Origin of the sequence: Mycobacterium sp. RTGN5, from assembly GCF_033804465.1 — a bacterium.
Taxonomy (GTDB): Bacteria; Actinomycetota; Actinomycetes; order Mycobacteriales; family Mycobacteriaceae; genus Mycobacterium.
The window spans coordinates 456,489-481,783 of record NZ_JAPZLA010000003.1 but is presented as its reverse complement, the minus strand read 5'-3'; the positions used below and the strand labels follow the sequence as shown (position 1 = coordinate 481,783).

General features: G+C 66.5%; 26 protein-coding genes. 5 read left to right on the top strand and 21 right to left on the bottom strand.

Going from position 1 to position 25,295, the window contains the following annotated elements:
* Positions 1–4: 4 nt before the first annotated feature.
* The 6 genes from SLQ31_RS19290 to SLQ31_RS19265 form a co-directional block, all read right to left on the bottom strand.
* Positions 5–802, bottom strand: coding sequence for a crotonase/enoyl-CoA hydratase family protein (locus SLQ31_RS19290; RefSeq protein WP_319435606.1), 798 nt, complete (start codon positions 800–802; stop codon positions 5–7).
* Positions 802–1,947, bottom strand: coding sequence for a thiolase family protein (locus SLQ31_RS19285; RefSeq protein ID WP_319435605.1), 1,146 nt, complete (start codon positions 1,945–1,947; stop codon positions 802–804). The genes SLQ31_RS19290 and SLQ31_RS19285 overlap by 1 nt, the downstream gene beginning before the upstream one ends.
* Before the next feature lie 73 nt (positions 1,948–2,020).
* Complete coding sequence (locus SLQ31_RS19280) at positions 2,021–3,763, bottom strand: DUF3556 domain-containing protein (protein WP_319435604.1); 1,743 nt, start codon at positions 3,761–3,763, stop codon at positions 2,021–2,023.
* A 66-nt stretch (positions 3,764–3,829) separates the two neighbouring features.
* Entirely contained in the window at positions 3,830–4,345 is a 516-nt protein-coding gene (locus SLQ31_RS19275; RefSeq protein ID WP_319435603.1) for a DoxX family protein, read from the bottom strand.
* Between the two features lie 42 nt (positions 4,346–4,387).
* Positions 4,388–6,157: a hypothetical protein gene (locus tag SLQ31_RS19270; protein WP_319435602.1), complete on the bottom strand. Its 1,770-nt coding sequence runs from the start codon at positions 6,155–6,157 to the stop codon at positions 4,388–4,390.
* Between the two features lie 75 nt (positions 6,158–6,232).
* Positions 6,233–7,489 carry a DUF1298 domain-containing protein gene (locus SLQ31_RS19265; RefSeq protein WP_319435601.1) on the bottom strand — a complete coding sequence of 419 codons (1,257 nt, stop codon included), beginning with the start codon at positions 7,487–7,489 and terminating at the stop codon, positions 6,233–6,235.
* Positions 7,490–7,511: 22 nt separating this feature from the next.
* Between SLQ31_RS19265 and SLQ31_RS19260 the strand changes: the two genes are divergently transcribed.
* Positions 7,512–8,315, top strand: a complete 804-nt coding sequence (locus SLQ31_RS19260; protein WP_319435600.1) for an SDR family oxidoreductase — start codon at positions 7,512–7,514, stop codon at positions 8,313–8,315.
* On the opposite strand, the gene SLQ31_RS19255 is transcribed toward SLQ31_RS19260, so the two are convergent.
* From SLQ31_RS19255 to SLQ31_RS19240, 4 genes are all read right to left on the bottom strand, one after another.
* The gene (locus SLQ31_RS19255; RefSeq protein ID WP_319435599.1) at positions 8,302–9,213 is read right to left on the bottom strand and encodes an alpha/beta hydrolase; all 912 of its coding nucleotides are present in this window, start codon (positions 9,211–9,213) and stop codon (positions 8,302–8,304) included. The genes SLQ31_RS19260 and SLQ31_RS19255 overlap by 14 nt on opposite strands.
* A 17-nt stretch (positions 9,214–9,230) precedes the next feature.
* On the bottom strand, positions 9,231–9,839 hold the full coding sequence (locus tag SLQ31_RS19250) for a hypothetical protein (protein ID WP_319435598.1): 609 nt from the start codon (positions 9,837–9,839) through the stop codon (positions 9,231–9,233).
* On the bottom strand, positions 9,836–10,438 hold the full coding sequence (locus SLQ31_RS19245) for an Mce protein (RefSeq protein WP_319435597.1): 603 nt from the start codon (positions 10,436–10,438) through the stop codon (positions 9,836–9,838). The genes SLQ31_RS19250 and SLQ31_RS19245 overlap by 4 nt, the downstream gene beginning before the upstream one ends.
* 77 nt (positions 10,439–10,515) lie before the next feature.
* Positions 10,516–10,989, bottom strand: a complete 474-nt coding sequence (locus tag SLQ31_RS19240) for a VOC family protein (protein WP_319435596.1) — start codon at positions 10,987–10,989, stop codon at positions 10,516–10,518.
* 119 nt (positions 10,990–11,108) lie between these two features.
* Between SLQ31_RS19240 and SLQ31_RS19235 the strand changes: the two genes are divergently transcribed.
* On the top strand, positions 11,109–11,972 hold the full coding sequence (locus SLQ31_RS19235; protein ID WP_319435595.1) for an alpha/beta hydrolase: 864 nt from the start codon (positions 11,109–11,111) through the stop codon (positions 11,970–11,972).
* On the opposite strand, the gene SLQ31_RS19230 is transcribed toward SLQ31_RS19235, so the two are convergent.
* From SLQ31_RS19230 to SLQ31_RS19215, 4 genes are all read right to left on the bottom strand, one after another.
* Positions 11,969–12,880, bottom strand: a complete 912-nt coding sequence (locus SLQ31_RS19230; RefSeq protein WP_319435594.1) for a 2-hydroxyacid dehydrogenase — start codon at positions 12,878–12,880, stop codon at positions 11,969–11,971. The two genes, SLQ31_RS19235 and SLQ31_RS19230, sit on opposite strands and share 4 nt — an antisense overlap.
* 8 nt (positions 12,881–12,888) lie before the next feature.
* Positions 12,889–15,507, bottom strand: a complete 2,619-nt coding sequence (locus SLQ31_RS19225) for a helix-turn-helix transcriptional regulator (RefSeq protein ID WP_319435593.1) — start codon at positions 15,505–15,507, stop codon at positions 12,889–12,891.
* Positions 15,508–15,551: 44 nt separating this feature from the next.
* Positions 15,552–16,916 (bottom strand): cytochrome P450, encoded by a 1,365-nt coding sequence (locus tag SLQ31_RS19220; protein WP_319435592.1) that lies wholly within the window; start codon positions 16,914–16,916, stop codon positions 15,552–15,554.
* Positions 16,917–17,005: 89 nt separating this feature from the next.
* Entirely contained in the window at positions 17,006–17,938 is a 933-nt protein-coding gene (locus SLQ31_RS19215) for a hypothetical protein (RefSeq protein WP_319435591.1), read from the bottom strand.
* Between the two features lie 34 nt (positions 17,939–17,972).
* Here SLQ31_RS19215 and SLQ31_RS19210 point away from each other — a divergent pair, with 34 nt between their 5' ends.
* Entirely contained in the window at positions 17,973–18,773 is an 801-nt protein-coding gene (locus tag SLQ31_RS19210) for an adenylate/guanylate cyclase domain-containing protein (RefSeq protein ID WP_319435590.1), read from the top strand.
* 82 nt (positions 18,774–18,855) lie between these two features.
* On the opposite strand, the gene SLQ31_RS19205 is transcribed toward SLQ31_RS19210, so the two are convergent.
* From SLQ31_RS19205 to SLQ31_RS19195, 3 genes are all read right to left on the bottom strand, one after another.
* Positions 18,856–19,014 (bottom strand): hypothetical protein, encoded by a 159-nt coding sequence (locus SLQ31_RS19205; RefSeq protein WP_319435589.1) that lies wholly within the window; start codon positions 19,012–19,014, stop codon positions 18,856–18,858.
* Positions 19,015–19,086: 72 nt separating this feature from the next.
* A complete protein-coding gene (locus tag SLQ31_RS19200; RefSeq protein WP_319435588.1) occupies positions 19,087–20,031 on the bottom strand; it encodes a DUF732 domain-containing protein in 945 nt (314 codons plus the stop codon).
* 9 nt (positions 20,032–20,040) lie between these two features.
* The gene (locus tag SLQ31_RS19195) at positions 20,041–20,931 is read right to left on the bottom strand and encodes a hypothetical protein (protein WP_319435587.1); all 891 of its coding nucleotides are present in this window, start codon (positions 20,929–20,931) and stop codon (positions 20,041–20,043) included.
* Positions 20,932–21,424: 493 nt separating this feature from the next.
* On the opposite strand from SLQ31_RS19195, the gene SLQ31_RS19190 reads away from it, so the two are divergent.
* Positions 21,425–21,754 (top strand): DUF732 domain-containing protein, encoded by a 330-nt coding sequence (locus tag SLQ31_RS19190; protein WP_319435586.1) that lies wholly within the window; start codon positions 21,425–21,427, stop codon positions 21,752–21,754.
* Positions 21,755–21,854: 100 nt separating this feature from the next.
* Positions 21,855–22,535: a guanylate cyclase gene (locus SLQ31_RS19185; protein ID WP_319435826.1), complete on the top strand. Its 681-nt coding sequence runs from the start codon at positions 21,855–21,857 to the stop codon at positions 22,533–22,535.
* A gap of 12 nt (positions 22,536–22,547) precedes the next feature.
* Here the strand turns inward: SLQ31_RS19185 and SLQ31_RS19180 are convergent, their stop codons facing one another.
* Genes SLQ31_RS19180 through SLQ31_RS19165 form a run of 4 tightly spaced genes read right to left on the bottom strand, consistent with a single transcriptional unit; the run spans position 22,548 to position 25,097 of the window.
* A complete protein-coding gene (locus SLQ31_RS19180) occupies positions 22,548–22,847 on the bottom strand; it encodes a hypothetical protein (RefSeq protein WP_319435585.1) in 300 nt (99 codons plus the stop codon).
* Positions 22,848–22,880: 33 nt separating this feature from the next.
* Entirely contained in the window at positions 22,881–23,405 is a 525-nt protein-coding gene (locus SLQ31_RS19175; protein ID WP_319435584.1) for a DUF1942 domain-containing protein, read from the bottom strand.
* A 9-nt stretch (positions 23,406–23,414) separates the two neighbouring features.
* On the bottom strand, positions 23,415–23,825 hold the full coding sequence (locus SLQ31_RS19170) for a VOC family protein (RefSeq protein WP_319435583.1): 411 nt from the start codon (positions 23,823–23,825) through the stop codon (positions 23,415–23,417).
* A gap of 45 nt (positions 23,826–23,870) precedes the next feature.
* Positions 23,871–25,097, bottom strand: coding sequence for an EAL domain-containing protein (locus SLQ31_RS19165; RefSeq protein WP_319435582.1), 1,227 nt, complete (start codon positions 25,095–25,097; stop codon positions 23,871–23,873).
* Positions 25,098–25,295: the final 198 nt, after the last annotated feature.

Here is a 25,295-nt window from a genome sequence, read left to right as displayed (position 1 = left end):
TGCGCTAGCGCGCCTTCCAGACCGGCTGGCGCTTCTCGGCGAAGGCCAGCGGGCCTTCCTTGGCGTCCTCGGACTTCATCAGCGCACCGATCTCCCGCATGGTGCGCGTCCAGCCGGCCTCGTCGGCGGTGATGATCCCGTCGTCGACACCGACCGCGACGCGCTTGCTGGCCTGCACGGCCAGCGGTGCGTTGACGGTAATGCGTTGCGCCAGAGCCAATGCGGCGTCGACGACGGTGCCGTCGGGCACCACCTCGTTGATCAGGCCCCACCCGAGAGCTTCGGCGGCGGTGATCGGTTCGCCGGTGAACAGCAGGTGCATGGCGACCTTGCGCGGCAGCTGATCGACGATGCGGAACACCCCGCCGGCCGCGGCGACCAGACCCCGCTTGACTTCCGGCAGGCCGAATTTGGCGCTCTCCTGGGCGACGACGAGGTCGCTGGCCAGCGCCAGTTCGGTGCCGCCACCGAACGCGGCGCCATTGACCGCCGCGATGGTCGGCTTGTCGATGAAGTGCCGGACGTATCCCGCGAACCCCCACTCGGGGTGTTGCGGGTGAAAGAGGTTCTCCCGCCGCGAGATTGCCTTGAGATCGGCCCCCGCGCAGAACGACTTGTCACCGGCGCCGGTGATCACCACCGCCCAGACGTCCGCATCGTCCTGGGCCTGCTGCAGCAAGTCGCCGACAGCGGTGCTCACCGCGCCGTTGACGGCGTTGCGCGCATCGGGGCGGTTGATGGTGATCAGCAGGACGTTGCCCCGCCGCTCGGAGAGAGCGGCGGGGGTCTCGACGTCAGTCACTACAGCAGCTCGAGGATGGTGGCGTTGGCCTGGCCGCCACCTTCGCACATGGTCTGCAGACCGTAGCGAATTCCCTTGTCCCGCATGTGGTAGAGCATCGTGGTCATGATGCGCGCACCGGACCCGCCGAGCGGGTGACCGAGGGCGATGGCCCCACCGTTGGGGTTCAGCTTCTTCTCATCGGCGCCGATATCCTTCAGCCAAGCCAATGGCACCGGGGCGAACGCCTCGTTCACCTCGAAGACGCCGATCTCGTCCAGGGACAGCCCGGAGCGCTTGAGCACCTTCTGCGTCGCGGGGATCGGCGCGGTCAGCATGATCACCGGGTCGGCGCCGGCCAGTGTGGCGGTGTGCACCCGAGCAAGTGGCTTGAGCCCCAACGACTTCGCCTTCTCCGCGGACATGAACAGCAGCGCAGCCGAGCCGTCGGAGATCTGCGAGCTGTTGCCTGCGTGGATCACCCCGTCTTCTTTGAAGGCGGGCTTGATCTTGCCGATCGATTCGATGGTGCCACCGCGACGGATGCCCTCATCCTTGAGCACGGGGTTACCGTCCTGGTCCTTGATGGCCACGATCTGGTCATCGAAGGCACCAGAATCCTGTGCGGCAGCTGCCTTTTCGTGCGACCCGAGCGAGAACTGGTCCAGCGCCGTGCGATCGAAGCCCCACTGGGAGGCGATCATCTCCGCGCCGACGCCCTGATTCGGAGTCTGGGAGTAGCGGCTACGGAACGCGTCGGGGTACGGGTGTCCGCCGTTGGCCAGCGACGCGCCCATCGGGGTGCGGGACATCGACTCGACGCCACCGGCGACCACGACGTCGTAGTGGCCGGCCACCACACCGGCGGCGGCGAAGTGCACGGACTGCTGACTGGAGCCGCACTGGCGGTCGACCGTCACACCGGGCACCGACTCGGGCCATCCCGCGGCCAGCACCGCGGTGCGGGCGATGTCGAGGGCCTGCTCACCGGCCTGCATGACACAGCCCCAGATGACGTCGTCGACGATCCCTGGGTCGATCCCGGCACGCTCGGCCAGACCGTTGAGCACCTGGGCCGACAGCTCGGCGGGGTGCACACCAGACAGTCCGCCGTTGCGCTTGCCGACGGGCGAACGCACAGCTTCGACAATTACCGCTTCAGCCATCGGCTTGCTCCTTATTGCAGAGGGGGTTGATCTTCGATTTCTAACACGCCCCCGCAACACAGTCTCAGCCGGGTCAACCAACCGTTCGGTCAGTCGCGCCAGACGTCACGTGCACCGGCAGGGTGTCGTCCCAGGGCTGCCGGTCGACCATGTCGGAGACATTGACGTAGCCGGTCTCGAACTCACCGGTCGCGGCGTCGACGAGCCGGTAGGCCTGCCGTTGCCGGTGGATCGGCTGGCCGTCGAGCAGGACCACGCGAACCTCGCCGGGTTCGAAGTGGCAGCGAGTCTGCATCGCGGTGATGAGCTGTTCGTTGTGCATGTGCCCGTCGCCGAAGTTCCAGCCGATCGCCATGCTGCAGATGCGCTCGCCGTCGGTGATGGAGTAGTCGTCCTCGTTCTCGCCGGCCATCGCGCGGTGAGCAAGAGTGAACAGGGCCTTGCCGTGAGTGTTGAAGGCGCGGAACGCATATCCCATAAAGAGCGGGATCTGCGCGGCTTCCTTACTGCCGTAGAACTTTTCGAGCTGGGCGGCCGGCATGTTGGCGATGGTCACCAGGTTCGCCTCGATCTTGGCCTCAGCGGACGGCTTCACACACCACAGCGTGGTGTCCCAGTTGCCGGCGTAGTAGCGCATGCCGGGCAGGAAGGACACCAAGCGCGGGGCGGTGTTTCCGAGGAACACCGTGACGACGAGCACCAGGAACAGCAGGATCGGCCACGGGGTGGTGATGTCGGTGATCCCGATCTGAGCGTGCGCGACGAATAGCGACAGCACCGAGAACATCATGAAGACGTTCCACTCCAGGGGCACACCCATCGGGATCGCGGACAGGATGCCGAAGTGGAAGCACAGCATCACGATGGCCGCGATGGTGGTGGGCCAGCCGCCGTGCGAGAAGAACAGGGCCAACGGAATCAGCATCTCGATGGCGGTGCTGATGTGGGCCACCACGTGCGATATCGGGCCGGGCCGAAGGTCATCGGGGAACTTCTTGAAGAACATCCGCTTGAGGAACCGGGGCCGCACGACCGGGCTGTTGGACATCATCGTGGAGATGACGAACGGGAAGTGCCGGGTGAGCTTGGAGGTCGCCGCCCCCATCCAGATCGCCAGACACACCAGCTTGGCGGCGATGATGATGTCGACGCCGGCGAACAGGAACGCGACCGCGAAGGCGCCGTAGACCTCACCACGGGCGGCCAGGAAGATCACCTTGTCGCGCAGGCCTGCCAACGCCAATAGCGCGACGACCGCCGCGATCTGCCACGTCGGCAAGAGACCCACCGTGGTGCCCAGCTCCGGGATCGGCCCGGTGCCATCGGAGAACAACGCGACCAGAATCATCACGATCAACGCCGCATACAGCGCGATGTCGACGGGGCCGCGGCTGTCGCCCTTGGTCAGCGGAACCAGTTTGGGCCACGGTGGCAGCCGGATCGTCTTGGGGCGCAACCAATAAATGATCGAGCCCATCGGCGGCCAGAAGCGGTTGTTCAGCGGGCCGAAGCCACAGCCGAGGCCGACGACCTCGAAGAGCATCGTGTACAGCACGGCCTTTTCGTAGACGATCGGCTCGGACCACCACGTCCCGATGTTGGTGAACCCGTCGATGCCCTTGGTGGCCAGACCGAACAGTGCGCCGACGAAGACGTAGAGCAGGATCTTGACGACGTAGAACAGGTGCAGGACCACCGGGGTGCCGAAGCCGACCTCGGCCCAGTGCCGGGCCATCGGCTTGATCTTCTCCGCGCGTGTGCCCTGGCTCCACGTCTCGAGGTCGATGACGGGTACTTCCTGCTTCAGAAATCCCATGCCGCAAACACTAGAACGCGTTCTAGTCGGGTGGGACGGAATTCCCGCGCGGCGGGACTGTACCGATCAGGCTTTGGCGGGCGGGCGGTAGAAGATCGCGAGCTGCCCGATCCCGCCGGCCAGACCGAGCACCACCGCGATGAGCAATCCACACCAGCCGTGCAGCCAGTGGTAGACGCTCGTGCCGTGGAACAGCGCGTAGTCCAGGCTGTACTTGCCGGCGCCGGTCGCGGCGAGTGTCACGGCCGCGGTGGCCAGGATCAGGTTGTACTCCCAGCCTTCCTTGACGATGAAGAAGCCGTTGTGCCGGTGCACCGTCCAGGCCGCGACCAGCATCAGGGCGACGAACCCCGCGGCAGGCACCGGCGTCAGCAGCCCCAGAGCCAGGCCGATTCCGGCCGCCATCTCGGTGCTGGCCGCCACCCGCGCGTGGAAGACGCCGGGCTTCATCCCGATGCTGTCGAACCAGCCGGCGGTGCCCTTGATGCGGCCGCCGCCGAAGAACTTGTTGTAGCCGTGGGCGGCCATGGTCAGGCCGAGCACCACACGAAGGATGAGCAGTCCGAAACTGAAGGCAGTCACGCAGATAAAGCTAGAGCATCGACCCCCGAGCTGTGCAGATGCCTAGCCGACGTAGCCGATCACCGGATTGGTGTAGCTCAGCGCGCCACCTTCCATCCAGTGCATCAGCGGCTGGTAGTCGCTGTTGGGCGGCTGCGGCATGTAGCCCCGGCTGGTGGCGCCCTCGATCGGCTGGTTGAACTGGCGCATCCGAAGCACGTTGGCCCACAGGTAATCCTGGATCTCCGACATGCTCGTCAGGTCCTTTTCCTTCTTGAAGACCTTCATGATCTTGTCTTTGTCGTCGCCGCTGTCGATCAGGTCTTCCACGATGTCGTCGAAGTCGTCCTTACTCATCGTGTAGAGGTTGTCGCCGGTGACGGTTTCCGCGCTGAGGTAGCCCTGCTCGGCGACGATCGCGACCTGGGTCTCCTTGAGCGCCTCCTGCGCGTTCGGGACATAACCGAGGTCGATCGAGCTGAGCTGCGCGTAGGGATTGATGACGTAGAGGCCGCCCCAGCGGTGGTGGCCGTCGACGATGTACAGCCCGTTGTCGGCAGTCAGGATGACGCTCTTGGCCAGAACGGTGCCCCCGGCCAGGTAGTCCTCGAGCAGGTCGGGGTCCTGCAGCGGATCTTCCAGCGCCTTCTGCGCGTCGATCTCGTTCTGCGACGGGATCAGGCTGGTCACCGCCGCGGTGATCGGGGTCACGGTGACGGCCTGGTTCGGAATTCCCCTGGTGGATCCGCCCGTGGTGATCAAGTTCAAAAGCGGTGTGTTGCAAGTTTGTTCGCACTGCTGCCCGGTGACCGGGTCGGTCTTGAGATAGGTGTTGAACAGATTGACGAAGCCATCCGGATCCTCGTTGTAGGCGGCAATCAGGATCTGCTGGAGCTGGTGGACGGCAACCATGTCGGGCAGCGGCACACCGTCGGTCGTCATGCGTTCGGTGTTCTCGGTGCTGTTCAGAATTTTCTTCGCGGTGCCGGCCAGCCCGCCATCTTTGATCCAGTTGTTGACGTAGTACGCGACCTCGTCGGCGGTGGCGTCCCGGCCGAGCACCACCTGAACGATCTCCTGCACCTTGACCGACCGGAAGGCGGCTGCCTTGATGAACTGCACGGCCACCATCTGAGTAGGCTGGCCCGACTGCAGCCGCTGGACGTAGATCGCCGCCTGTGCGGCGTCGGTGGGCGTACCCAGGATGCTGCGGTAGAGCAGCTGAACGTAGCTGTCGGCGGTGCCGCCGCTTTCCCGGTAGAACTCCTTGGTGCTTGCGAGCTGCGCCACCACCAGTGGCTCGGGAACGCCCATCCGCAGTTCCATGGTCCCGATCGCCAATTCCCTTGCCGTGGGGGCGCGCCCGAGCAGCTCGAGGTAGTAGCTGCCGACTTGCTGCTCGCGGAAAGCCGTCGACGCGTAGAGACGGTTCACCACGGCCCCCTGCCCCTTGGCGTCGAACAGGGCGGTGAAGCGCTCCAACTGCTCGGCGGTGGGGTCGGCCCGCAGGATTTCGCGGAACAGGCCGGTGACGATTTCGGTGGCGGTGCTCGGGTCGTCTGCCGCGGCGCTGACCACGCGGGCAGGGCGTCGAGATGCCGCTGGCCGTGCTGCGGCCGCCTGTTGGCGGGCCGCCACCGGTCGCACCGTGGCCCGAGTGCTGCGTGGGTGCACCGCCGGTCGATGCGTCGCGCCGCGCGCCGACGTCGCGGTCGACGACGGTGACCCGCCGCCGTCGGCCGACGCGATCGCCGGCACCGCCAGCATCGCCGCACCGACGCCGGCCGCCACCGCACCCGCTTGAAGCCACCGCACCACGGTCAAATCTGCCATGGCACATGACTTACCAGTACGGGCAATCCGGGATACCCGGCGTCAACTGGCCTTCACACGACCGACAGTAAATGTTCAGCCCGACAGCGCCGCGACGAGGCGCTGCCAATAGTCATCGACGTCGACGTTCTCCGGATCGGCGTTCACGCTGATCGTGATGATGTCGCCGAGCCCGTGCACACCGTGGGTCAGGCTCATCATCGGCGAGAGCCCCGAGAACCCGACGGCGAGCAGAACCGGGAATCCGCCGAACGACAGATCCGCCGGTCCGCGGTTCACACTGGACACCACGGTATTGCCGGTGACGGTCGCACCCCGCGCATCGGGATCGAACTGCCGCACACCCCAGCGCAACATCGGAGCGGGAATGGCCGCGGAGGCCTCGGCCGACGCCCGCATCGCCGGGTGCTCGCCCCGGCGGCGCTGGGCGGCCAGGTCAGCACTGATCAGTTCGGCCCGCCGCGTCCGGTCCACATCGGGATATAACCCGATCCCCACATTGCGAAAGTTGTTGTGCGCGCCGGGATCCTGTTGCCCGGCCATGGTGACCTCGACACCCAGCGTCGACGTGTCCTCGCCGCGTGCGGCCAGATACCCCGCGAGTGCGTCGGAGACCGCGACCAGCACCCCGATCGTCACCGTAGGTCGGGCAAGCTGATCGCGCCGCAGCACCAGCGTCCGCACCACCGGCGTGGCACGGGGCCGCTGGTTGATGCTGAGCAACGGGCAACCCGGGGCGGGCGGCGGCACCAGCCCCGACTCGGTGTCGCGCACCAGCTTGCGGTGCGCCCGGGCGGCAGCCACACCACGGACCGGCAGGATCCCGCGCCGGGCCGCAACAGGTACCGGCACGGGCTGTTCGCGGCCCAGCAACGCGCCGGCCAGAGCAGTGCCGCGGCTACCGTCGGCGAACGCGTGGCCGGTCTGCAGCACCACCACCGAGCCGACTCCGCTGCATCCGGGCACTCCCAGAACCTTCGGGAAAATGTGTACGCGCCAGGTCATTTCGCGAAGATCGAGCGGGTCGTCGCGGAGCGCCGCCGCGGTAACCAAGCAGCCCTGCCAGTCCACTCCCCCGGCATCGTGGACGACGAACTGCTCGGCGCCGACCTCACGGGGACTCCAGCGCGGGTAGCGCCACCCGCCGGAGTCGACCACCCGCAGGCGCAGTTCGTCGCACGCCTGCGCCCGCCGCCGCAGCTGTGCGACGGCAGCATCCAGGTCGCCGGGCGAGCCGTCGAAGGCGTACACCACCAGCTGGTCGTTGGGAATCACGGCCGACAACCAGAACATCTGCGCGTCAATCGCGGTCATCGCTCTGCTGGCAACCATGTCGACACTCTAGGCTGGCACCGTGCTGCCGCCTCCTGGTCCCAACCGCGCTGCCCTCATCACCGGAGCCTCATCAGGCATCGGGGCTGAGATCGCCAGGCAACTCTCCGCCCGCGGCCATCATGTCGTCCTGGTGGCCCGGCGCACCGAACAACTCACCGCACTGGCCGAAGAACTCAAAGGCCCCAGTTCGGTTGTCGGAGCTGATCTTTCGAAGCCGGAAGACCGGGCCACACTCCCCGACCGGGTGGCCGCACTCGGCCTCGAGGTCGACATCCTGGTCAACAACGCCGGACTGTCCACGACCGGCCCGGTGGCCGCAGCCGATCCCGGCGCGGAGTTGAACGTGGTGGAGGTCGACGTCGCCGCGGTGGTCGACCTGTGTACCCGGTTCACGCCCGGCATGGTGAGCCGCAGGCGCGGCGCCGTGCTCAACGTCGCCTCGTTGGGGGCCTTCGGACCGCTACCAGGCCAGGCCGTCTACGGCGCAGCCAAGGCCTTCGTGCTGTCCTACACCTACGCGATGCGCGAAGAACTCAAGCCCAGCGGCGTCACGGCCACCGCACTGTGCCCGGGTCCGGTCAAGACCGGGTTCGGCGAGGCCGCCGGGATCTCCGACGCCGACGCCGAGGCCGCGTTGCCCAAGCCGCTGTGGGTGTCGGCCGAAGATGTCGCCAAAGCGGCCGTGGACGGATTGGCCGCGGACCGGGCCGTCGTCGTACCGGGGCGGCTCAACCACGCCGCCACCGTGGTCTACCAGCTGACCCCGAAGCGGCTGCTGCTACCGCTGCTGGCCCGCAGCCACCCGAGCCTCAAGAAGAAGTAGTCGACAAGAAGTCGACGATCCGCTTGCCCACCACGTCGGGCTGTTCGAGCTGCAGGAAATGCCCGGCGCGCTCGACGATCGCCACATCGCTTCCCGGCGGCAGGACATCACCCACCCACGCCGTGAATTCCGGTGTCATACAACCGTCGTCGCTGCCGTGCAGATACAAGGTCGGTAGCCGCGGCGGCTCGAGCCACAGCGGGTGCAGTTCGGCATACCGCGCAGGCGGGCGGGTGTTGCGGATGGTCGCCCGGTAGGTGCCCAGCGCGGCGCGCCACCGGTCCGGGGACCCGATGGCGGCGTCGACGTGGCGCAGGTCGTCGGTGGCGTTGTAGCCGGGCGACCAGCGCCGCCACAACAGCGGAACGATCCAGGACCCTGAGCGCTCCGGCAGCACAGGCAGCTGGAAGTAGCTGATGTACCAACTGCGTAGGAACTGCCTCGGCAGCAATCGCAGCAGGCGGCCCCGGTTGGCCAGCGGCTTGCCGACCCGCGGCCGCAACGCCGCCGAGGGCGGCACCGACATGACGACGGCCTTCACGAACGGGCTGCCCGGCATCGCCGCCAGGCCGGTGGCGGCGATGGCACCCCAGTCGTGGCCGATGACGATATCGGCGTCGGTGGGGTCACACGCGGCGCGCACCTGCAGCGCGTCGGCCATCACCGCCCCGATGTGGTAGCTGCCATCGGTGGGGATCGATGAGGGCACATAGCCGCGCATGAACGGGGCGATGACCCGGTAGCCGGCGGCCACCAGGTGCGGCGCCAGTTTCCGGAATCCATAGGCGGTGTCGGGAAAACCGTGCAGGCACAAGGCAATCGGGCCGTCGTCGGGTCCCCAGCTCAGTGCGCGCAGCTGTACCGTCGGCGCAGAGACGTCAATCCAGCGTGGCTCCATCGTCGAACCCCCGTTCGCTAGACCGGGTCGAACCCCGAGATGAGCCAACGGTCGCCGACCTTGTCCAGAGTGACCCGCACGCTGGACGCGGTGTTGGTGGGCGCGTCGTTGCCCATTACGACGGTCTGGTTCACGAACAGCAGCACCACGGCGTGGTCGGTCTTGGCCGACACCGATGCGGCGGCGGGGATCTGGGCCACCGCCGAGATCTTCTTTTCCTTGGCACCGGGGATGACGACGTTGTTGATCAGCTCGGTGTAGGCGTCCAGGAAGGTGCCGGTGAGCCGGTCACGCGCGGCGCCGAGATCCTTGTCGACGGTCTCGGCCTTGTAGCTCAACAGCGCGACGGTCGAGTCCTTGGCGACCTGCACCGATTCGGTACGGGCCCGGTCGGCGTCCCGCCGCGACGAGTTTTCCCACTTCAGGTATCCGGCGCCCGCGCCGAGCAGCAACGCGAGGATCGGCAGGAGTCCGAACGCCACCGCACCGGCAACGCTGAAGCGCTTAGGCGCGGCTGGAGCCGCGGTTTCAGCCGGGGTCTCCGCGGGGTCGTCGGTGAGTTCGACGGCGGTGGTCTCCGCCTCGACCACTTCGGGATCGGGAAGATCGGGGTTGTCAGTCGTCACGGCACGAACTCCACTTTCGAGACCTTCGCTTCGTCGTTACCGGTCTTCTTGACCGTCAACCGCATCCGCCAGGCGCGGGGTGGCTGGTTGGGTGCACCGGCGTTTGAGGTCGTGACAGTGACGGCCACCAGCACTTGACCGTCGTTCGGCGTCATCGACTCGAGCCCGGCCTCGGTCACCTGGCCGTCGGACTTCGACTGTGCCTGCTTGACCACCTCGATGAACGGCTGGGACCGCTTGGCGAAATCGTCGTAGAACGAATCGGTGGCCGAGTCGAGGATGCGTTGCACATCCTTGTCGGCCTCGTCGAAGTGGATGGTGGTCAGGTTGATCGCGCCCTGCCTGCCGACGCTGACGAAGAGCTCGCGCAGTTGATCGGTCTTCTTGGCGTCATAGGCGCGGTACCCCAGCCACCCGGCCAGCGCGGCGAGGGCGACGACGATAACCGTCCCGACGACCAGCGCCAGCTGAACGTGGGTCCACCCGGGCTTGGGCGCCGGCGTCGCCGCCGGCTCGCCGAGCTCTTCGGCCTGCGTGGTCGCCTCGACCTCTTCTGGCGTGGCGGCCTCGTCCTCAGGCGCGGCAGGCTCGTCAGCCATTGTTCTCCCTCTACGGCACTACGGGCCGAATCACCCGTACTGGGGCGAAAGGCTACCGGTAGGCGCTGTGAGCGCCGTCACGGGTGCGCTGCGGCGGCCTCCAGATCGGCGATGACGATTTTGCGCATCCCGAGCATTGCGGTGGTCGCGGCGGCCGCCCGGGCCGCATCGGGGTCGGACAGCAGCTCGTAGAGCCGGGTGGGCACCACCTGCCAGCTCAGGCCGAAGCGGTCCTTGAGCCAGCCGCACTGGGATTCCTGGCCGCCGGCCAGCAGAGCGTCCCAGTAATAGTCCACCTCGGCCTGGTCAGCGCACTCGATGAGAAACGAGACGGCCTCGGTGAACGAGAAGACCGGGCCGCCGTTGATGCCGACGAATCGGGTGCCGTTGAGGTTGAACCCGGCCGACAGCACCTCGCCGGGGGTGCCGGGGCCGGCCTCGGTGTAGCGGTTGACGTATTCGATCGACGAATTGGGGAAGATGCCGGTGTAGAACCGCATCGCCTCCTCGAGATCGTCGTCGAACCACAGCGACGGAGTGATGGTGGGCACGGGGGTCTCCTCTATTCGGGCTGCAAAAGTCACCGATGGGGTTGACCGGTCGGGGTGCCGAAACTCATCGCGAACACCTCTGGGTAACGTGCTGTTCAGGTTCGGCCGAGAGGATGCCCGTGAGCAGCACGAAGAGCGGTTCGCAGACCGTCGAGTTCCGGGGAGACAAAAACCTCACGCTGGTGGCCGACGAATGGAACCGCGGCGCACCCGAGATCGCCGACCGGCCGACGATCCTCATGCTGCACGGCGGCGGCCAGAATCGGTTCTCCTGGAAGAACACCGGGCAGGTGCTGGCCGACCGTGGTTTCCACGTGATCGCGCTGGACGCCCGCGGGCACGGCGACAGCGACCGGGCCCCGAACGCCGAGTACACCGTCGACGCGCTGTCCACCGACGTGCTGCAGGTGCTCGAGCAGATCGGCCGGCCGGTCGTTCTGATCGGAGCCAGTATGGGCGGGCTGACCAGCATCCTGGTGGCCGAGCAGGCCGGACCGGAGAAAGTGACCAAGCTGGTCCTGGTCGATGTGGTGCCCCGTTTCGAGAAGGGCGGCAGTGCCCGGATCCGGGACTTCATGTTCAGCCACGTGCACGGTTTCGAGAACCTCCAGGAAGCCGCCGACGCCATCTCCGAGTACCTGCCGCAGCGCAAGCGGCCGAAGAACCTCGACGGGCTCAAGAAGAACCTGCGAGAGCGCGACGGCCGCTGGTTCTGGCATTGGGATCCGGCGTTCCTCACCGCCCCCGATGACGATCCGTTCGTTCGGGTCGAGCGCCTCGAGCAGGCCGCCATCGACCTGACCATCCCGATCCTGCTCATCCGCGGCAAGCTATCCGACGTCGTCAGCGCCGAAGGGGTCCAGGACTTCCTGACCAAGGTGCCGCGCGCGGAATTCGTCGAACTCGCCGACGCCGGCCATACCGCTGCCGGCGACGACAATGACGCCTTCACCGAGGCCGTCGTCTCGTTCGTCACCCGCTAAACCGGCGTGACGAGCTGACCGCTGGTCAGGAACTCCTCCAGGTTGCGCATCGCCAAAGTTGCCATGGCCGTTCGGGTTCGGGCGGTCGCGCTGCCGACGTGCGGCAGCAGCACGACGGTGTCGAGAGCCAACAATTCGGCGGGAACCTGAGGTTCTCCGGTGTAGACGTCCAATCCGGCGCCGGCCAGCCCGCCCGCGGCGAGCAACTCGATCAGGGCGTCCTGGTCGACGACGCTGCCGCGGGCGATGTTGACCAGATAACCCTGCGGACCGAGCGCCTCCAGAACCTCGCGGTCCACCAGGTGGGCAGAGTCCGGTCCACCCGCGGTGGCGACCACCAGGACATCGACGGACGCGGCCAGCACCACGGGCGAAGCGGCGTAGCGGTACGGGCTGCCGGGGATCTCATTGCGGTTGTGATAGGCGATGGCACAGTCGAATCCGAGCAAGCGGGTGGCGATCGCCGAGCCGATTCGGCCCAGCCCCAGGATGCCGACCCGGCTCCCGGTGAGATCACGGGTGTAGGGGAACGGGCCGTTGGTTGCCCAGCGCCCGGCGCGCACGTACCGGTCGGCGGCGGCGAATCCCCGCATGGTGTCGAGGATCAGACCCAGTGCCGTGTCGGCGACGGTGTCGCTGAGCACGTCGGGGGTGTTACTCACCCCGATCCCCCGATCACGTGCCGCGTCGACGTCGATGGCGTCGACACCGGCGCCGAAGTTCACGATGGCGCCCAGTTGTGGCAGCGCGTCCATCAGGGCGGCATCGACGCCGGGGCGCCCGCCGCACACGATCACCGTGACAGCCTGGGCTTCCGCCGCCTCGACAGGTAGCCGCAGTGGGGTGTGCGCGGCGGTCAGTTGTTGTTCCAGTGACGGTTCGAGTCTGCCGACGACGAGGATGGTCATGCCAAGAGTCAATCAGGCGGGTCGTGATCCTCGCGACGGATGATCCGGCCCAGGTCGTCGCGATCGGTCAGGTTGAGCTTGAGGTACATCCGGTAGAGGTGGCCCTCGACCGTGCGCGTCGATACGACAAGCCGCGCGGCGATCTCGCGGTTGGACAACCCGCGGGCCACCAGGTGGGCGATCTCGCGCTCGCGCGGGCTCAACGGCAGCGGCTGCGAAGTGGCGCTCAGCGCAGGGGTTTTCAGTCCGCCACAGGCGGTGCCCAGGCGGTCGGCTGCGGCCGCGGCCTCCAGGGAGTTCCGCCGCTGCCCGGCAGCCTCGAACAGCGCGGCCGCCTGTGCCGCGGCGTCAGCCGCCGAGAGTAGGGCACCGATCCGCTCGAACTCCTGCGATGCCGAAAACACCGCTGCCCCATCACTGTTCATCAGACCGATGGCGTGTGCCGCATCCACCGCCGCCAGCGGTCCGCCGATCACCGATGCCACCTCGACCAAGCGCGGCAGGCAACTCTTGTCGCCGAAGCGCGCGGCGGCATGCAACGCCATCAGCTCGATCGCACATTGTCCCGACGCGGCGGCGAGATCGGCGGCGTCGATGGCGGCGATGATCGCACCGCTGAGGTGACCCATGGCCGCCGCCAGCCACGCCTCGGCGATCCGCACGGGCGGTTCGAACATCGTCGCGCCGCGGCTGACAAGTTCGCGCAGTTCGGCCACCAGCGGGGCGGCCGCCGCGTCGTCGCCGAGTCCGCAATAGCACTGCACCAGAAGCAATCTGGCAGGCAGATTCCAGGACGCGGCCGCTTCTCCGTCGAGCGCGGCCAGGGTCTCTTCCAGCCGTCCCATCGCCACGCGCAGTTGTCCGCGGCCCATTTCGACGGTGCCGGCCAGGACGTTGGCCATCGCGCGGGCGCGGTACTGACTGGGCGAGGTGATGCGGACGATGTCACCCGACCGGGCCTGTGCCGCATCGAAATCGCCTGCCAGCGTCAGCGCCCGGACTTCCCCCAAGGCCAACAGGAATCGCAGCAGGCCGTCGATCTTGTCGTTGACCTCGTGCCCCCGGGCCGCCATCCGCGCCGCGTCGGCGGTGCATCCCTTCAACGCGGCGGCCATGCCGCCACCGAAGACGGCCCATCCCACGGCGATCGGCGGTGCGGTCGGATCCGCCAGCACCTGCTCGGCGAGCGCACTGGCCTCTTCGAGGTGGTTGTCGAGCACCAGCAGCGCGGCCGCGAGGCCGTCGACAACCAGCCGCAACCTCGGCTGGGTGACCCGCCGTTGGAGCATCTCGAGGATCTCAGCCGCCGCCTCGCTGTCCCCGATCGACCACTGCAGGTTGGCAATTCGCGAAATGCCCCAGCGGGCAAGCTCGAACTCGGAGAGGGAGTCGGGGTTGAACGACGCCAGAATCTCCTCGGACTCCGGTGCCCTGCCCTGCCACAGCAGGGTCCGTGCGAGCAGTTCGCTGGCCACCAGGCCGCCACCCTGAGTGACGGCGACGCGGGCCAGCCGCTCGGCCAGCGTGATGTTCATCAGCGCGATCGCGTCTTCGGCTGCCCGCGAGAGGAATTCGGCGTCGACCTTGGTATCGGCGTGCAGGGAGAGCTCGGCCCTGCGCAGCCGTTGAGCTGGAGCCTGCGGCGGGTGCAGTTCCATCGCGGCCAACAGTTCCGTGCGCAGCCGCCGACTCGCGACTTGGCCGAGGTTGCGCCGAATGACCTCGCCGATAACGGAATGCGTGAAATGCACGTCGGCGGTCCCGGTGTCGTCGACGATGCGAATCATGCCGCGCCGCTCGGCACGCTCCAGCGTCTCGGACCTGACGAGTTCGGACATGACCGCCAACGTCGACGGCTCCGAGACCGCGAGCAGGTGCAGAGCGCGCTTTTCGTCGTCGGGCAACCGGTCGAGCCTGCTGCTGAGTAGCGGGGCCAGTTTCGCGGCGACGGCGGCCTCACCCCGCAGCTGCCAGACGTCGTTGACCCGCCGCAGGGTGCCGGCTTCCAGCGCGCCTTCGACGAGGTGGCGGACGAACAGCGCGTTGCCGCTGGAGGCCTCCCACATCAGGTCGGCCGACAGTTGTTCGAGGTGGCCGCCGAGCGCGGTCTCGACGAGTTCGACCGCCTCCTGCTTGGTGAACGGGGCGACGTCCAGTCGGGCCAGGTAGCCGTCTTTCCACAGTGCGGTGATCGTGTCGGGGATCGGCTCACCGCTGCGGGCGGTCGCGACGATGTGCACTGACCCCTCGACGGCGAGCTGATGCAGCAGGGTCGCCGACAGGTGGTCGACGAGGTGGACGTCATCGATCCCGATCACCGCGAGCTTCTCGCGGCGCACGGTGTGAAATGCGCCGGCCAGCATCGCCACCGGGTCGGCCGGCATCGGGCTGCCGAGCAGGTGGGCGAACACCCCCAGCGGCACCTCACGGGCAGACTCGGTGCCGGCCACCCACATGGCGCCGGTGCGCAACGACTGGGTGGCCATCCGGGCCAGGGTGGTCTTGCCGACGCCGGCGTCGCCGAGGAGCAACGTGCCGCACGTACCGGGTCGACGTTGCAGCGTCGCCTGGATCGCGGCAAGTTCCTTACCCCGCCTCAGGACGGGCCAGGCCCGACTCTCCCCCACGGCCGAAGTTTACGCAGCCGTCAGCGCCGAACCACTGGATTCGCTCAACGTTTCACCACGATGGCCCGCACCGGCTCGGCCGCCACGACGGTGAACGGCACGGCGACCGGAAAATCGTCGGTGAGCGAGCCGATTTCGCAGCGTCCGATGATGGTGGCCAATGCCAAGGTGACCTCCAGCATGGCGAAGTGGTCACCGATGCAGGATCTCGGCCCCGCGCCGAACGGCAGGTATTGATAGCGCTCGATCTGCTTAGCCCGGTCCGGGCGGAACCGCTCCGGGTCGAACGTCAACGGGTCGGGCCACAACGCCGGATCGCGTTGCACCGCCCAGACTCCGAACCCCAGGAGCGATCCCGCCTCCACGCGGTAGCCGTCGACTTCGATATCGCGCACCGCGGCCCGCGAGATCACCGCACCCGGCGGGCACAGCCGGAGGGCTTCATGGAGCACCTGCGTGGTGTAGGTGAGCGCGGGCACGTCCTCGGGGCTCGGGCCGGCCGGGCCCAGTGCGTGAACCTCGGCGCGCACCCGGTCTTGGAGATGGCGATGCTGGCCCAGCTGCCACAGTGCGTAGGTCAGCGTCGTCGCGGTGGTGTCGTGACCGGCCAGCATGAACACGATCAGTTCGTCGCAGATCTCGTCGTCCGACAACGACCGCCCGGTGTCCGGGTCGACCGCGTTCATCAACGCCCGGACCAGCGGTGCGTCCCGGTTCGGGTCACGCCGGCAGGCCACCAAGATGTCGCGGGCCAGCCGGTGCAGGGCCTTGCTGGCATTTCGGGCACGCCGGCGCGCGGGCGTCGGCAGCCAGCCCGGCGCCCGGATCGGGCGCATGGCCCGATCGGCCACATAGGACAGCGCGATCTGCAGCGGTTGCGCGATCTGGTCGCTGCAGGCGTCGAGGTCGAGTCCCAAGATCGAACGGCCCAGTGCTCGAAGTGTGAGGAGCCGGCACTCATTGTCCAGGTCGATCTGCGCGCCGTCGCCCCAGCTGTCGCAAATCGTTTGGGCGGCTTCGGCCATGTGGCCACCGAACTCAAGGACGTGCTTCTTGGTGAAGACGTGCTGAAGGCTGCGCCGCCGGGGTAGCCACTCGCTATGGGGAAGGGTGAACAGGTTGCCGCCCAACAGCTTACGCACTTCCAGATGAACGCTGGCCTTGTCCACAAAGGCGTCGCTTCGCCCGATCATGTCGCGACCGCCGCGAGGAGAGGTCACCACCACCATCGGCGGAACCAGCCATCGCGGACCGAACTCCAGGCGGCTCACCGGCCCACCCGCATCGCGTAGCTGTTCGAACCCCGTATGGAAATTGCGCAGGGCGCGCATCGTCTCGCGATACGACATCGGATTCTTGGGCGCCAAGGGCAGCGCGCTGACGTCAACCGTTTCGTGGATAGCGACCATAAGAGTCAGGATCAGGGCGCCGCAGTGGCGGCCCTAGAGTGATCGACTACTCGATGTGAAGTACTACCGGCTACCTGTCCGCGCACCCGCTACAACAGCACCGGCACGCTGTCTAGCCGCTCGTCGGTCAGTATTTCGAACATTGCCCGCCGTGACGCGGTAAGTTCGGCATCAAGACCGTTGCCGGACAAGGTGATTCGGCAGTTCGCCAGCGCGGAGTTGTAACAGTACTTGGTTTTCCCGTTGGTGTCGGTGTAGGTCAGCCCGATGACGTCGCGCGGTTCGGCACTGATTTCGCCGCGCAGCTCGAAGTCGTCGGCGCGCCCGCCGAACGTCCAGCGGAACGGTTCGTAGGTCCCTCGGGTGTGCCGGGTGGCCAGCACCGAGCGCACGGCGATCTCCCACCCGGCATGGCGCAGCACGAACAAGGTCGCCGCCGGTAGCCGCAGCGGTCCGACGGCGGCGCGAGCGGTCACCACTTCAAGGCTGGAGTTCGGCTGGTCGTCGAATCCGCACACCTGGCCGAAGGCGTAGGCCGGGGTGTGCTTGCTGCCCCAGTTGTGGTTGACGCTCCCCCGCCACGACTCGACAGCGACGGTGGTGTCGTCGAGCACGAGGGTGCCGTCGAAGCGAGCCAACGGATGGCGCACCTGGGTCTTGGCGGTGGGGAACTTCGCCGTATACGAGCGGTCGGTCAGCAGCTTGACCACCGGTTCGTCGCCGGGTGCGATGGCCAGGTCCCAGCCGGCGCCGTCGAGCGTTCCCCGGGCGCCTGCGTCGTCGATCACGGTGTCGGCGATCCTGGCCGACCATGGGTCGGACAAGTAGTCGGCCTCAGTCATCGGATGCGGCACCTTGATGGCGCGATTGCCGGCGCCGTCGGGGTCGAACAGCATCACCCACACGTCGGCCACCGCCTCGCCCGGCACCGGCATCAGCAGCGTCCAGCGCAGCCAAATCGCCTGGGCGCGATCCGGGTGATTGGCGCGGATGAATCTGCTCTCGTAGTAGGGGGGCATCATCAGTTCAGGATTCCTGACCGGAGGGCGGCGCAGAGTGGGTTGGACGATTGCGGCGGCGATATTGGCGATACTGGCCGTGGCCGAGGCCATCGCGCTGGTCGTGCTGCGCGCGCGCCTGCTGGCCAGCCAGAGCGAGGCCGACGAGATGCGAGCCCGCCTGGACACCCGCACCATGCTGTGGTCGGGCGGTCGCGAGGCGGTCAAGACCGTGTGGCAGACCGCCAACCTCGTTCGCAGCCAGGGCTTCGGCGGTGCTGTGCGGTCCTCGATCGAGGAACTCGCCGACTGGGCCGACGTCGAGCGACCGGACCTGGCCCGGCTGGCCCCCGACGGCAAGTTGGTGGTGATGTTCTCCGATATCGAGGAGTCCACCGCGCTCAACGAACGCATCGGCGACCGGGCGTGGGTCAAGCTCATCGGCAGCCACGACCGGCTGGTCCGGCGGCTGGTCAGAGCGCACGACGGCCATGTCGTCAAGAGCCAGGGCGACGGGTTCATGGTGGCCTTCGCCGATCCCACGGCCGCGGTGAGCTGTGCCGTTGCGCTGCAACGAGCATTGGAGCGCGACGCAAAACGGGCGCGGCACAACAGTATTCGGGTGCGAATCGGGATCCACATGGGTAAGTCGGTGCTGCGCGGCGACGACGTGTTCGGCCGCAATGTGGCGATGGCCGCCCGGGTCGCCAGCCAGGCCGACGGCGGCGAGATCCTGGTCAGCGAATCTGTGCGCACCGCGGTGGGCGATCAGCAGCCCTTCGACAAGGGTCGCGACGCTGAGCTCAAAGGATTCAGCGGCACCCACCGGCTCTACGCGGTGGCCGAATTTTTGCGTTGAGACAGTAATGAGAGCGATATTTCGGGCACATCGTCGCTCTGGTTACTGTCTCAATGCGGCGGCCGCCTAGCCCTTGGGCCAGCTAGCTCCGCGCGGCTTCGGCGCGCCGCTGGTGCAGCCGGGCGCGAATATCGTCGGGGGTATAGGCCTTGCGCTGGCGCTGGTCCCGCGCGACGAGAACACCACCGGCGACGACGCCCGCCGCACCGGCCAGACCGATCCACTTCCAGATACCGCGCATGCGATCAGAGTAAGGCGTAGGTGGATTAGGACCGACGCCTTCGACCACACTGCCGACCAAGTCCGACAGTGTCTACCCCAACACCAGCGCGACGCCATGCGCCTTCAGGTCGTCGAAGGAGAAGCTCAGTTCCCCTCTGCGGCCCACGGACACCACATATCGATCCTCACCTTCGGTCACCTTGAAGGTGAAGCCGAACGTGCACAAGTACCGGCCGCCTTTACCCGGCTCGAGATAGGTCGTCGCGAGAATCTCACCCTTGCCGTTTTTCACCGTCACTGGTGTCCCCGCGCTGACATCGGAATACCCGCCCCTGCCAGTGCACGACGACCCGTCGACCTCGATCGCCGACGAATACGCGTTCCTAGCATCGTCCTTGAGCGCGAAACTTCCCGTAATCGTTGCTGTTTCCAGAACATGGAAGCCCTGGGCGAACTGCGGGCAGAAGTACTGCACAGCAACTTTGTCGGCAGCCATACCCTGCTGAGGGCTGCCCTCGTCCAACGTTCGGCAGACCTGCTTACCGTGGGCGACGGCGTTCGCATCGGAGTTGAATTCGCCGGAAAAGCCATCTTGCCTCAACGTCGCGAGGTACCTGTCGTCAACCGTGGTGCGATCGCGATTCACATACAAATATGCCGCAGCACCGCCACCCGCGAGCGCCAGAACGATCGCAACGGCCGCTACCGCAATCCAGCCGCGGCTCAGCTTCCGTTTCGACTCCGTAACAGTTTCCGAATCCAGTTCGCTGCCAAGATGATCCAGCTGCTGCTTACCGACCTTATCGAGTGCTTCAACACCGCCATCGCGGATCAAATCTGTCGGCTGACCGCCGACAAAGTAGCGACCTTCATGGCGGCCGGTCGGGTCAGGACGCCATCCACTCATCGTTGCTCCCGCCGAGTATTCGACCCCACCAGCGGAGTGTTGCCAGGTCCCATCCACCTTGACCGCACCGCAGGAGTCGCAGCGCACAGGATTTTCAAGAGCGGCACCGCACAATACGCAGAACGTCATCGGTATCAGCTACTTCCGATACTGGGTCGTGCCATCCACAGCGAACACTGAACTCACAAACTTGGCGAAGCAGTCGTCGGCGCCAAACCGCTCGGAGTCGCACCAGCCGTTGGCGGCGGTTGCCGTGAGCTGCGGCGGGCCCGCCACCGTCACCCACCAATCAGGCGAGCTGAACGTCGTCCATTGCCCCGACGACAACAACCGCGCCCCGCTGTACTTGCGACGCAGATCCAAGTGATTGCGAAGCACATCAGCGCTTGTCAACGTCTTTCCATCGACGACTATCCCCGCCTTCTTCGAACTGATCTGAGGAATCCAACGATTCGCGATACTCCCCGAAACGAACGAGTAGTCGGCGTCGCGCAACTCCTTGAGGACCGCTTTTGCAACGCCGTCAATGCTGCCGTGCTCCGGTTCGGCGGGCGACAGCGCGGTCAGCGTCTCCGAGGTTGAGGGCGATGTGCTCGACTTTGACTGTCCGCCACCGTGAAACACGAGTTGCGGAGCCCCGGAGAACATGTCGGTCGTTCGCCAATATGATCCGGCAGGGAACACCAGCGTACGGCGAACCGCCACTCCCGGGTCCATCTTCATCGGCGCCGACGCGAAGTCGAACGAGCCTGCGGCGATATCTCGCTCGCCGGCGGCGACCGTTATCCGCACTTGCGACCCGGATTCGGTGTTGCCGCCTGCACAGCGGGTCATGAACGTCGCGCTGACGGTCAACCCGTCAGCAGTCATATCGACCGATTCGGCTTCGACCACAGGGGCCTGCCCGCAAGCCGGGATCATGCTCGCCAAGGTCTGCGGGCCGTCGCCGAACCCACCGCGAGTCGCAGGTGCCGGACCGTCGAACGGCGACCTGATCACCAGATAACCGACTGCAGCGATCGCGGCCATTACGACGACAACCAAGCTGGCGGTGACCACCAGTATGCGGCGCCGACTCGGCCGGACGCCTATCTCGACGTCCGAATGATCATCCGGCCAGGCGACTACCCCGATTGGAGACCCACACTGGGCGCAAAATTTGTAGTTCCAGGCATTGGTGTGGCCTTGTGGACATAGCACCGTGGGGGCGGCGCCATCTCCAACGCCGCCCGCAGTCTCGAATTCACTGCCCATCGCACGTCCCCCGGTGCAAACTGACGAAAGCGTAAGCCTATTACCCGACCGTCGTGACTGCTTCGGAATTTGGGCAGCCCACCCACTTGGGCGATCTGTCTCAGCAGCCCCTTTAGGACCTGCTTCATCGGGGCAACCCGACAGCACGCTGTTCGCCGAACAAGATCAGTGCCCAATTCGACGGATGAACTCGCTCCGGAGTCTATTCTCTTTCGATACGGAGTCATCTCCAGGAACCGGCGACTTCGTCGCCTGCACAGGAATTGTTATGTCACGCTACGCAGCTCGCGCACGGTTCCTCATCGGCACTGGGGTCACCCTGATCTGCGCTTTGGCTGCTACCGGGTTTGCCCCATCCGCCGCAGCCACCCCGCAAGACGAGGACTTCCTGCATCGTTTGGACGAAATAGGAATCACCTACACCAGCGCCTCCGACACAATCCTTTATGCGCAGGGCGTATGTCGAGAATTGAACCTCCACGTTCCGCACGCACGCGTTGTCGACCTCGTTCGAAGTGACAATCCGGGCTTCGATTGGGATGGTGCAGCCGACTACGTGGTCGTCGCCTATATGACGTACTGCCCCTGGAACCGATGACACCATTCGTCACGGCTGCAAGGCACACAACCTAATTCAACTTCACGCCGGCAGTCGAGCGATGTGCAAAGGCTAAGCTGCCCTGGTGACCGAGCACACCGTGTCGCTGACACAGGCGCTGAACGAGACCCGCACCGGTGACGTCTGGCTCTTCCGCGGCGGCTCCGGCCCCGACCGGGCGATCCAGACCCTGACCAACGCACCCGTCAACCACGTCGGCATGACGGTGGCCATCGACGACCTACCGCCATTGATCTGGCACGCCGAGCTCGGCCACAAACTCCTGGACCTGTGGACGGGCACCAATCACCGCGGGGTGCAACTCAACGACGCCCGCGAGGCCATCGAACAATGGCTGCACCAATACGGCCAGCGCTGCTGGCTGCGCCAGCTCACCCCGCAGGTGACCCGCGAACAGGAGGACCGGCTGCTGGAGGTGATCGCCCGGATGGACGGCACCCCATTTCCGTCGACCGCGCGGCTGACCGGGCGTTGGCTGCGCGGCCGGCTCCCCACGGTCAGCGATTTCACCCGCGGGATCCCCCTCGTGCACAACAAGGTTCGCGCATCCGCCGAGCGACGCAAAGCCGCCGAGCGCGAACTGGGGCTGCAGACGGCCTACTGCGCCGAGACGGTCGCCATCACCTACGAGGAGATGGGTTTGTTGACCACCGAGAAGAACGAGAACTGGTTCGACCCGGGGCGATTCTGGAGCGGGGACGTTCTGCCGCTGATCGACACCTACCGGCTCGGCAACGAAATCAACGTCATCGCAGACTGATTGGCGGCGCCCTCAGAATCCGAAGCCGCCACCGATGCCGACGGGCGCCTGCTGGCGCGGGCACGCCAAGTCGACATAGACGGTGGTCGCGGAGCTCGACTCACCAGGAGAGCTGTCCGGATTGTGAACGGCCACTACCCGACACGACGACAACGGAGCGCCGGTGTTGCCGTCGACCCAATTGATCGCGACGATATAGCCCTGCGCCTGCAGTTGGTCGATGGTGTACTGGGCCGGGTCTGCGGAGGCAACCGACGCGAACGCGAGCGGCGCGGCGACTACCCCGATCAGTGCCGCCATCGACCGCTTCATCTTGTCAGGATGCCGCACGCCGGGCGGGGCCCGCTACCCCGTCGCCCACACCGCCAGCAGTTTGCCTTTCGGATCGCGGAACATGACTGCGGTGATCGTCCTGCCCTGCGGCACGTCGTAGGCGACGTGGGCGGCGAGCTGCTGGCCTTGCGGAAGCTGTCCGGAGGTGATGCCCGGCTGGACCGCACCGATCGCGGGTGCGATGTTCGACCCGTCGGCGGCCCGCGCCACGAACCAGAAGCCGTTGTAGGCGATCGCGCCGGTCTTGGCGACGATCGTCACGTCGACGGCATACATGGCACCCTTGGCCTTGACGATCTGGGCGTCGGGTGGCACCGGACGCAGGTTGTCGACGGTATAGGTCGCCGTGCCGCCGTCCGAGGCGATGTCGACCGGGGTTCCGAAGGCGACCGCCTGCTGGGTGGGCGGCGCTGTCGAGGCGGCCGGTGCGTTGGTGGGGGTGTGTTGAGCGGTGGAGCCCGAACCCTCACACCCCGCAGTGATCAGTGCGACCGCGACCATGCCGACAACCACCCTGGACACCTGAGTTCCACGCATTCGCGGATACTAGCGCGCCCCTGCGGCACCGAATTTCGCCCGGGCCTCGTCGGTGACCGGGGTGAACAGGTTGACCAGATTGCCGTCCGGATCGCGAAACAACAGCGCGCGGTTGCCCCACGGCATGGTCGTCGGCTCGGTCACGACCTCGTCGAGATGCTCGCGCAGGCGCTGATAATCGGCGTCCACGTCTTCGACGATGAATTCCAGAATCGCACTCCGGTTGGCTGCCGGCTCGGCGGATCCGACCCCGAACAACGGGACCGTCTTGTCACTGCCGATGGCCAGTGTGCCGATCGACGTGGGGATCTCGGCGAACAACTCGTTGCCCCAGACGGCGGTGACTCCGGTGATCAACTCGTAGAACTCGGTGAGGCGTTTGACGTCGGCGGTGATGATGCGCGTCGAAATGAAGTTCATGCCGTCGACGTTAGGCGTGGCCACCGACAGGTTGGCAAAACCGGCCTAAACCAGCCGGTCGAGTAGCGGGCGGGCCGCCGCGGTGACCCGCTGATGATCGTAGGTGATCACCATGTCGAAGCGCCGCTTCTCGGCGTCGCCGGAATGCACTGCGGCACTGGGCCGCTCGCGTGCGATCATCCCGCAGGCGGTTTCGGGTCCGAGCACCAGAATCGTCGACTCGCGCAACAGCGGATCGTCTCGATCGAGAGACACACCCCGAACCCGGGAACCAAGACTGCTCGGCCGGTTCTGACCGAACACGGCCACCAGTGGCGACCGCTCGGCGATGGCCGAGTACATCTGTTCGGTCTGCGGATCAAGGTGTTCGTCGGGGTGCAGGGTGGCCAGCACGATCGGAGCGTTCTGAGCGGTGGCGGCGATACCGCCGATGTGGCGGGAAAGAGCGGTCAGGGTCTGCTTGCGCACGGTCCGGGTGGGGAGGCCCGCGATGGCCAGCTCGAATGTCGAATGATGGGCGGCCGGCGGGCAAGGCGTCCTCCGTGCCGGCCACTCGAAGGGTTGCGCCCTGCTCGTCACCTGCCCTGGCGCGCCGAACCAGTTGCCCTGGCCGAGAGTGGCACCGTAGGCCAGCGCCTGTTCCAGATGTTCGGCGGTCTCGATGCCTTCGGCGCAGATGACGGCGCCGGTGCGCTCGTGGTGGGCGATGATCCCCGCGACGGTGCGGGCGTGCAGCCGATCCGGTTGGCGCTGAACCAAGCCCATATCCAGCTTGAGGATGTCGGGCGCGACGACGTCGAGCAGGACCAGCGAATCAGGATGGGAGCCAATGTCGTCCAACGCGATCGCGAACCCGAGCGATCGCAGCGCGGCCACCTTGCGCAGCAACGCCCGAGGGTTGTTCAGCAGTCCACGTTCGGTGATCTCGAAGGTGAGTTGAAACGCGTCGGCCGCGCGCATGACATCAGGGTCGACGGTCGGATCGACGGCCGGAGTCGCCGGTTCGCAGTTGACCAGCAACAGCGCACCCGGCGTGAAATTACGCTGGAGGGCGCCCTGGGTCGCGGCGCGAATGCACAGCTCATCGAGGTGAGCGAGGCGGCCGGTCTTCGCGGCCCGGTCGAAGACGTCGATCGGCGAGGGGTTGTCCAGCGTGGGCCACCGAGCCAGCGCCTCGTAGCCCACGACGACTTCATTCGGCAGCGACACGACCTGTTGGAACGCTGCGACAAGGCCCCTACCTGCAATGGCCTCGTCGGTGAAGTCGGTCATGACGTCCTAGGGATGAGGTGGCGGCCCATCTACGCGCAGACGGCGGAACCCAACGAGGTCAAGTTAACTGCGGCAATGCCATTTGACTGGGTCGCCACCCGTTTTGCCCGCACGGACCACCCGAACCGCAGCAAAGCACCTCGATGGTTAGTTGAGCCTTCGCTAAGACTAGATATCTGACATCATCAACCAGACCAG

What these genes read in the sequence shown, in the direction of transcription:
- SLQ31_RS19285 (WP_319435605.1), bottom strand. Translation starts at nt 1,947, where the DNA reads ATGGCTGAAGCGGTAATTGTCGAAGCTGTGCGTTCGCCCGTCGGCAAG.
- SLQ31_RS19280 (WP_319435604.1), bottom strand. Translation starts at nt 3,763, where the DNA reads ATGGGATTTCTGAAGCAGGAAGTACCCGTCATCGACCTCGAGACGTGG.
- SLQ31_RS19270 (WP_319435602.1), bottom strand. Translation starts at nt 6,157, where the DNA reads ATGGCAGATTTGACCGTGGTGCGGTGGCTTCAAGCGGGTGCGGTGGCG.
- SLQ31_RS19265 (WP_319435601.1), bottom strand. Translation starts at nt 7,489, where the DNA reads ATGGTTGCCAGCAGAGCGATGACCGCGATTGACGCGCAGATGTTCTGG.
- SLQ31_RS19255 (WP_319435599.1), bottom strand. Translation starts at nt 9,213, where the DNA reads ATGGAGCCACGCTGGATTGACGTCTCTGCGCCGACGGTACAGCTGCGC.
- SLQ31_RS19245 (WP_319435597.1), bottom strand. Translation starts at nt 10,438, where the DNA reads ATGGCTGACGAGCCTGCCGCGCCTGAGGACGAGGCCGCCACGCCAGAA.
- SLQ31_RS19230 (WP_319435594.1), bottom strand. Translation starts at nt 12,880, where the DNA reads ATGACCATCCTCGTCGTCGGCAGACTCGAACCGTCACTGGAACAACAA.
- SLQ31_RS19220 (WP_319435592.1), bottom strand. Translation starts at nt 16,916, where the DNA reads ATGGTCGCTATCCACGAAACGGTTGACGTCAGCGCGCTGCCCTTGGCG.
- SLQ31_RS19215 (WP_319435591.1), bottom strand. Translation starts at nt 17,938, where the DNA reads ATGATGCCCCCCTACTACGAGAGCAGATTCATCCGCGCCAATCACCCG.
- SLQ31_RS19205 (WP_319435589.1), bottom strand. Translation starts at nt 19,014, where the DNA reads ATGCGCGGTATCTGGAAGTGGATCGGTCTGGCCGGTGCGGCGGGCGTC.
- SLQ31_RS19200 (WP_319435588.1), bottom strand. Translation starts at nt 20,031, where the DNA reads ATGACGTTCTGCGTATTGTGCGGTGCCGCTCTTGAAAATCCTGTGCGC.
- SLQ31_RS19195 (WP_319435587.1), bottom strand. Translation starts at nt 20,931, where the DNA reads ATGGCCGCGATCGCTGCAGTCGGTTATCTGGTGATCAGGTCGCCGTTC.
- SLQ31_RS19190 (WP_319435586.1), top strand. Translation starts at nt 21,425, where the DNA reads ATGTCACGCTACGCAGCTCGCGCACGGTTCCTCATCGGCACTGGGGTC.
- SLQ31_RS19180 (WP_319435585.1), bottom strand. Translation starts at nt 22,847, where the DNA reads ATGAAGCGGTCGATGGCGGCACTGATCGGGGTAGTCGCCGCGCCGCTC.
- SLQ31_RS19175 (WP_319435584.1), bottom strand. Translation starts at nt 23,405, where the DNA reads ATGCGTGGAACTCAGGTGTCCAGGGTGGTTGTCGGCATGGTCGCGGTC.
- SLQ31_RS19170 (WP_319435583.1), bottom strand. Translation starts at nt 23,825, where the DNA reads ATGAACTTCATTTCGACGCGCATCATCACCGCCGACGTCAAACGCCTC.
- SLQ31_RS19165 (WP_319435582.1), bottom strand. Translation starts at nt 25,097, where the DNA reads ATGACCGACTTCACCGACGAGGCCATTGCAGGTAGGGGCCTTGTCGCA.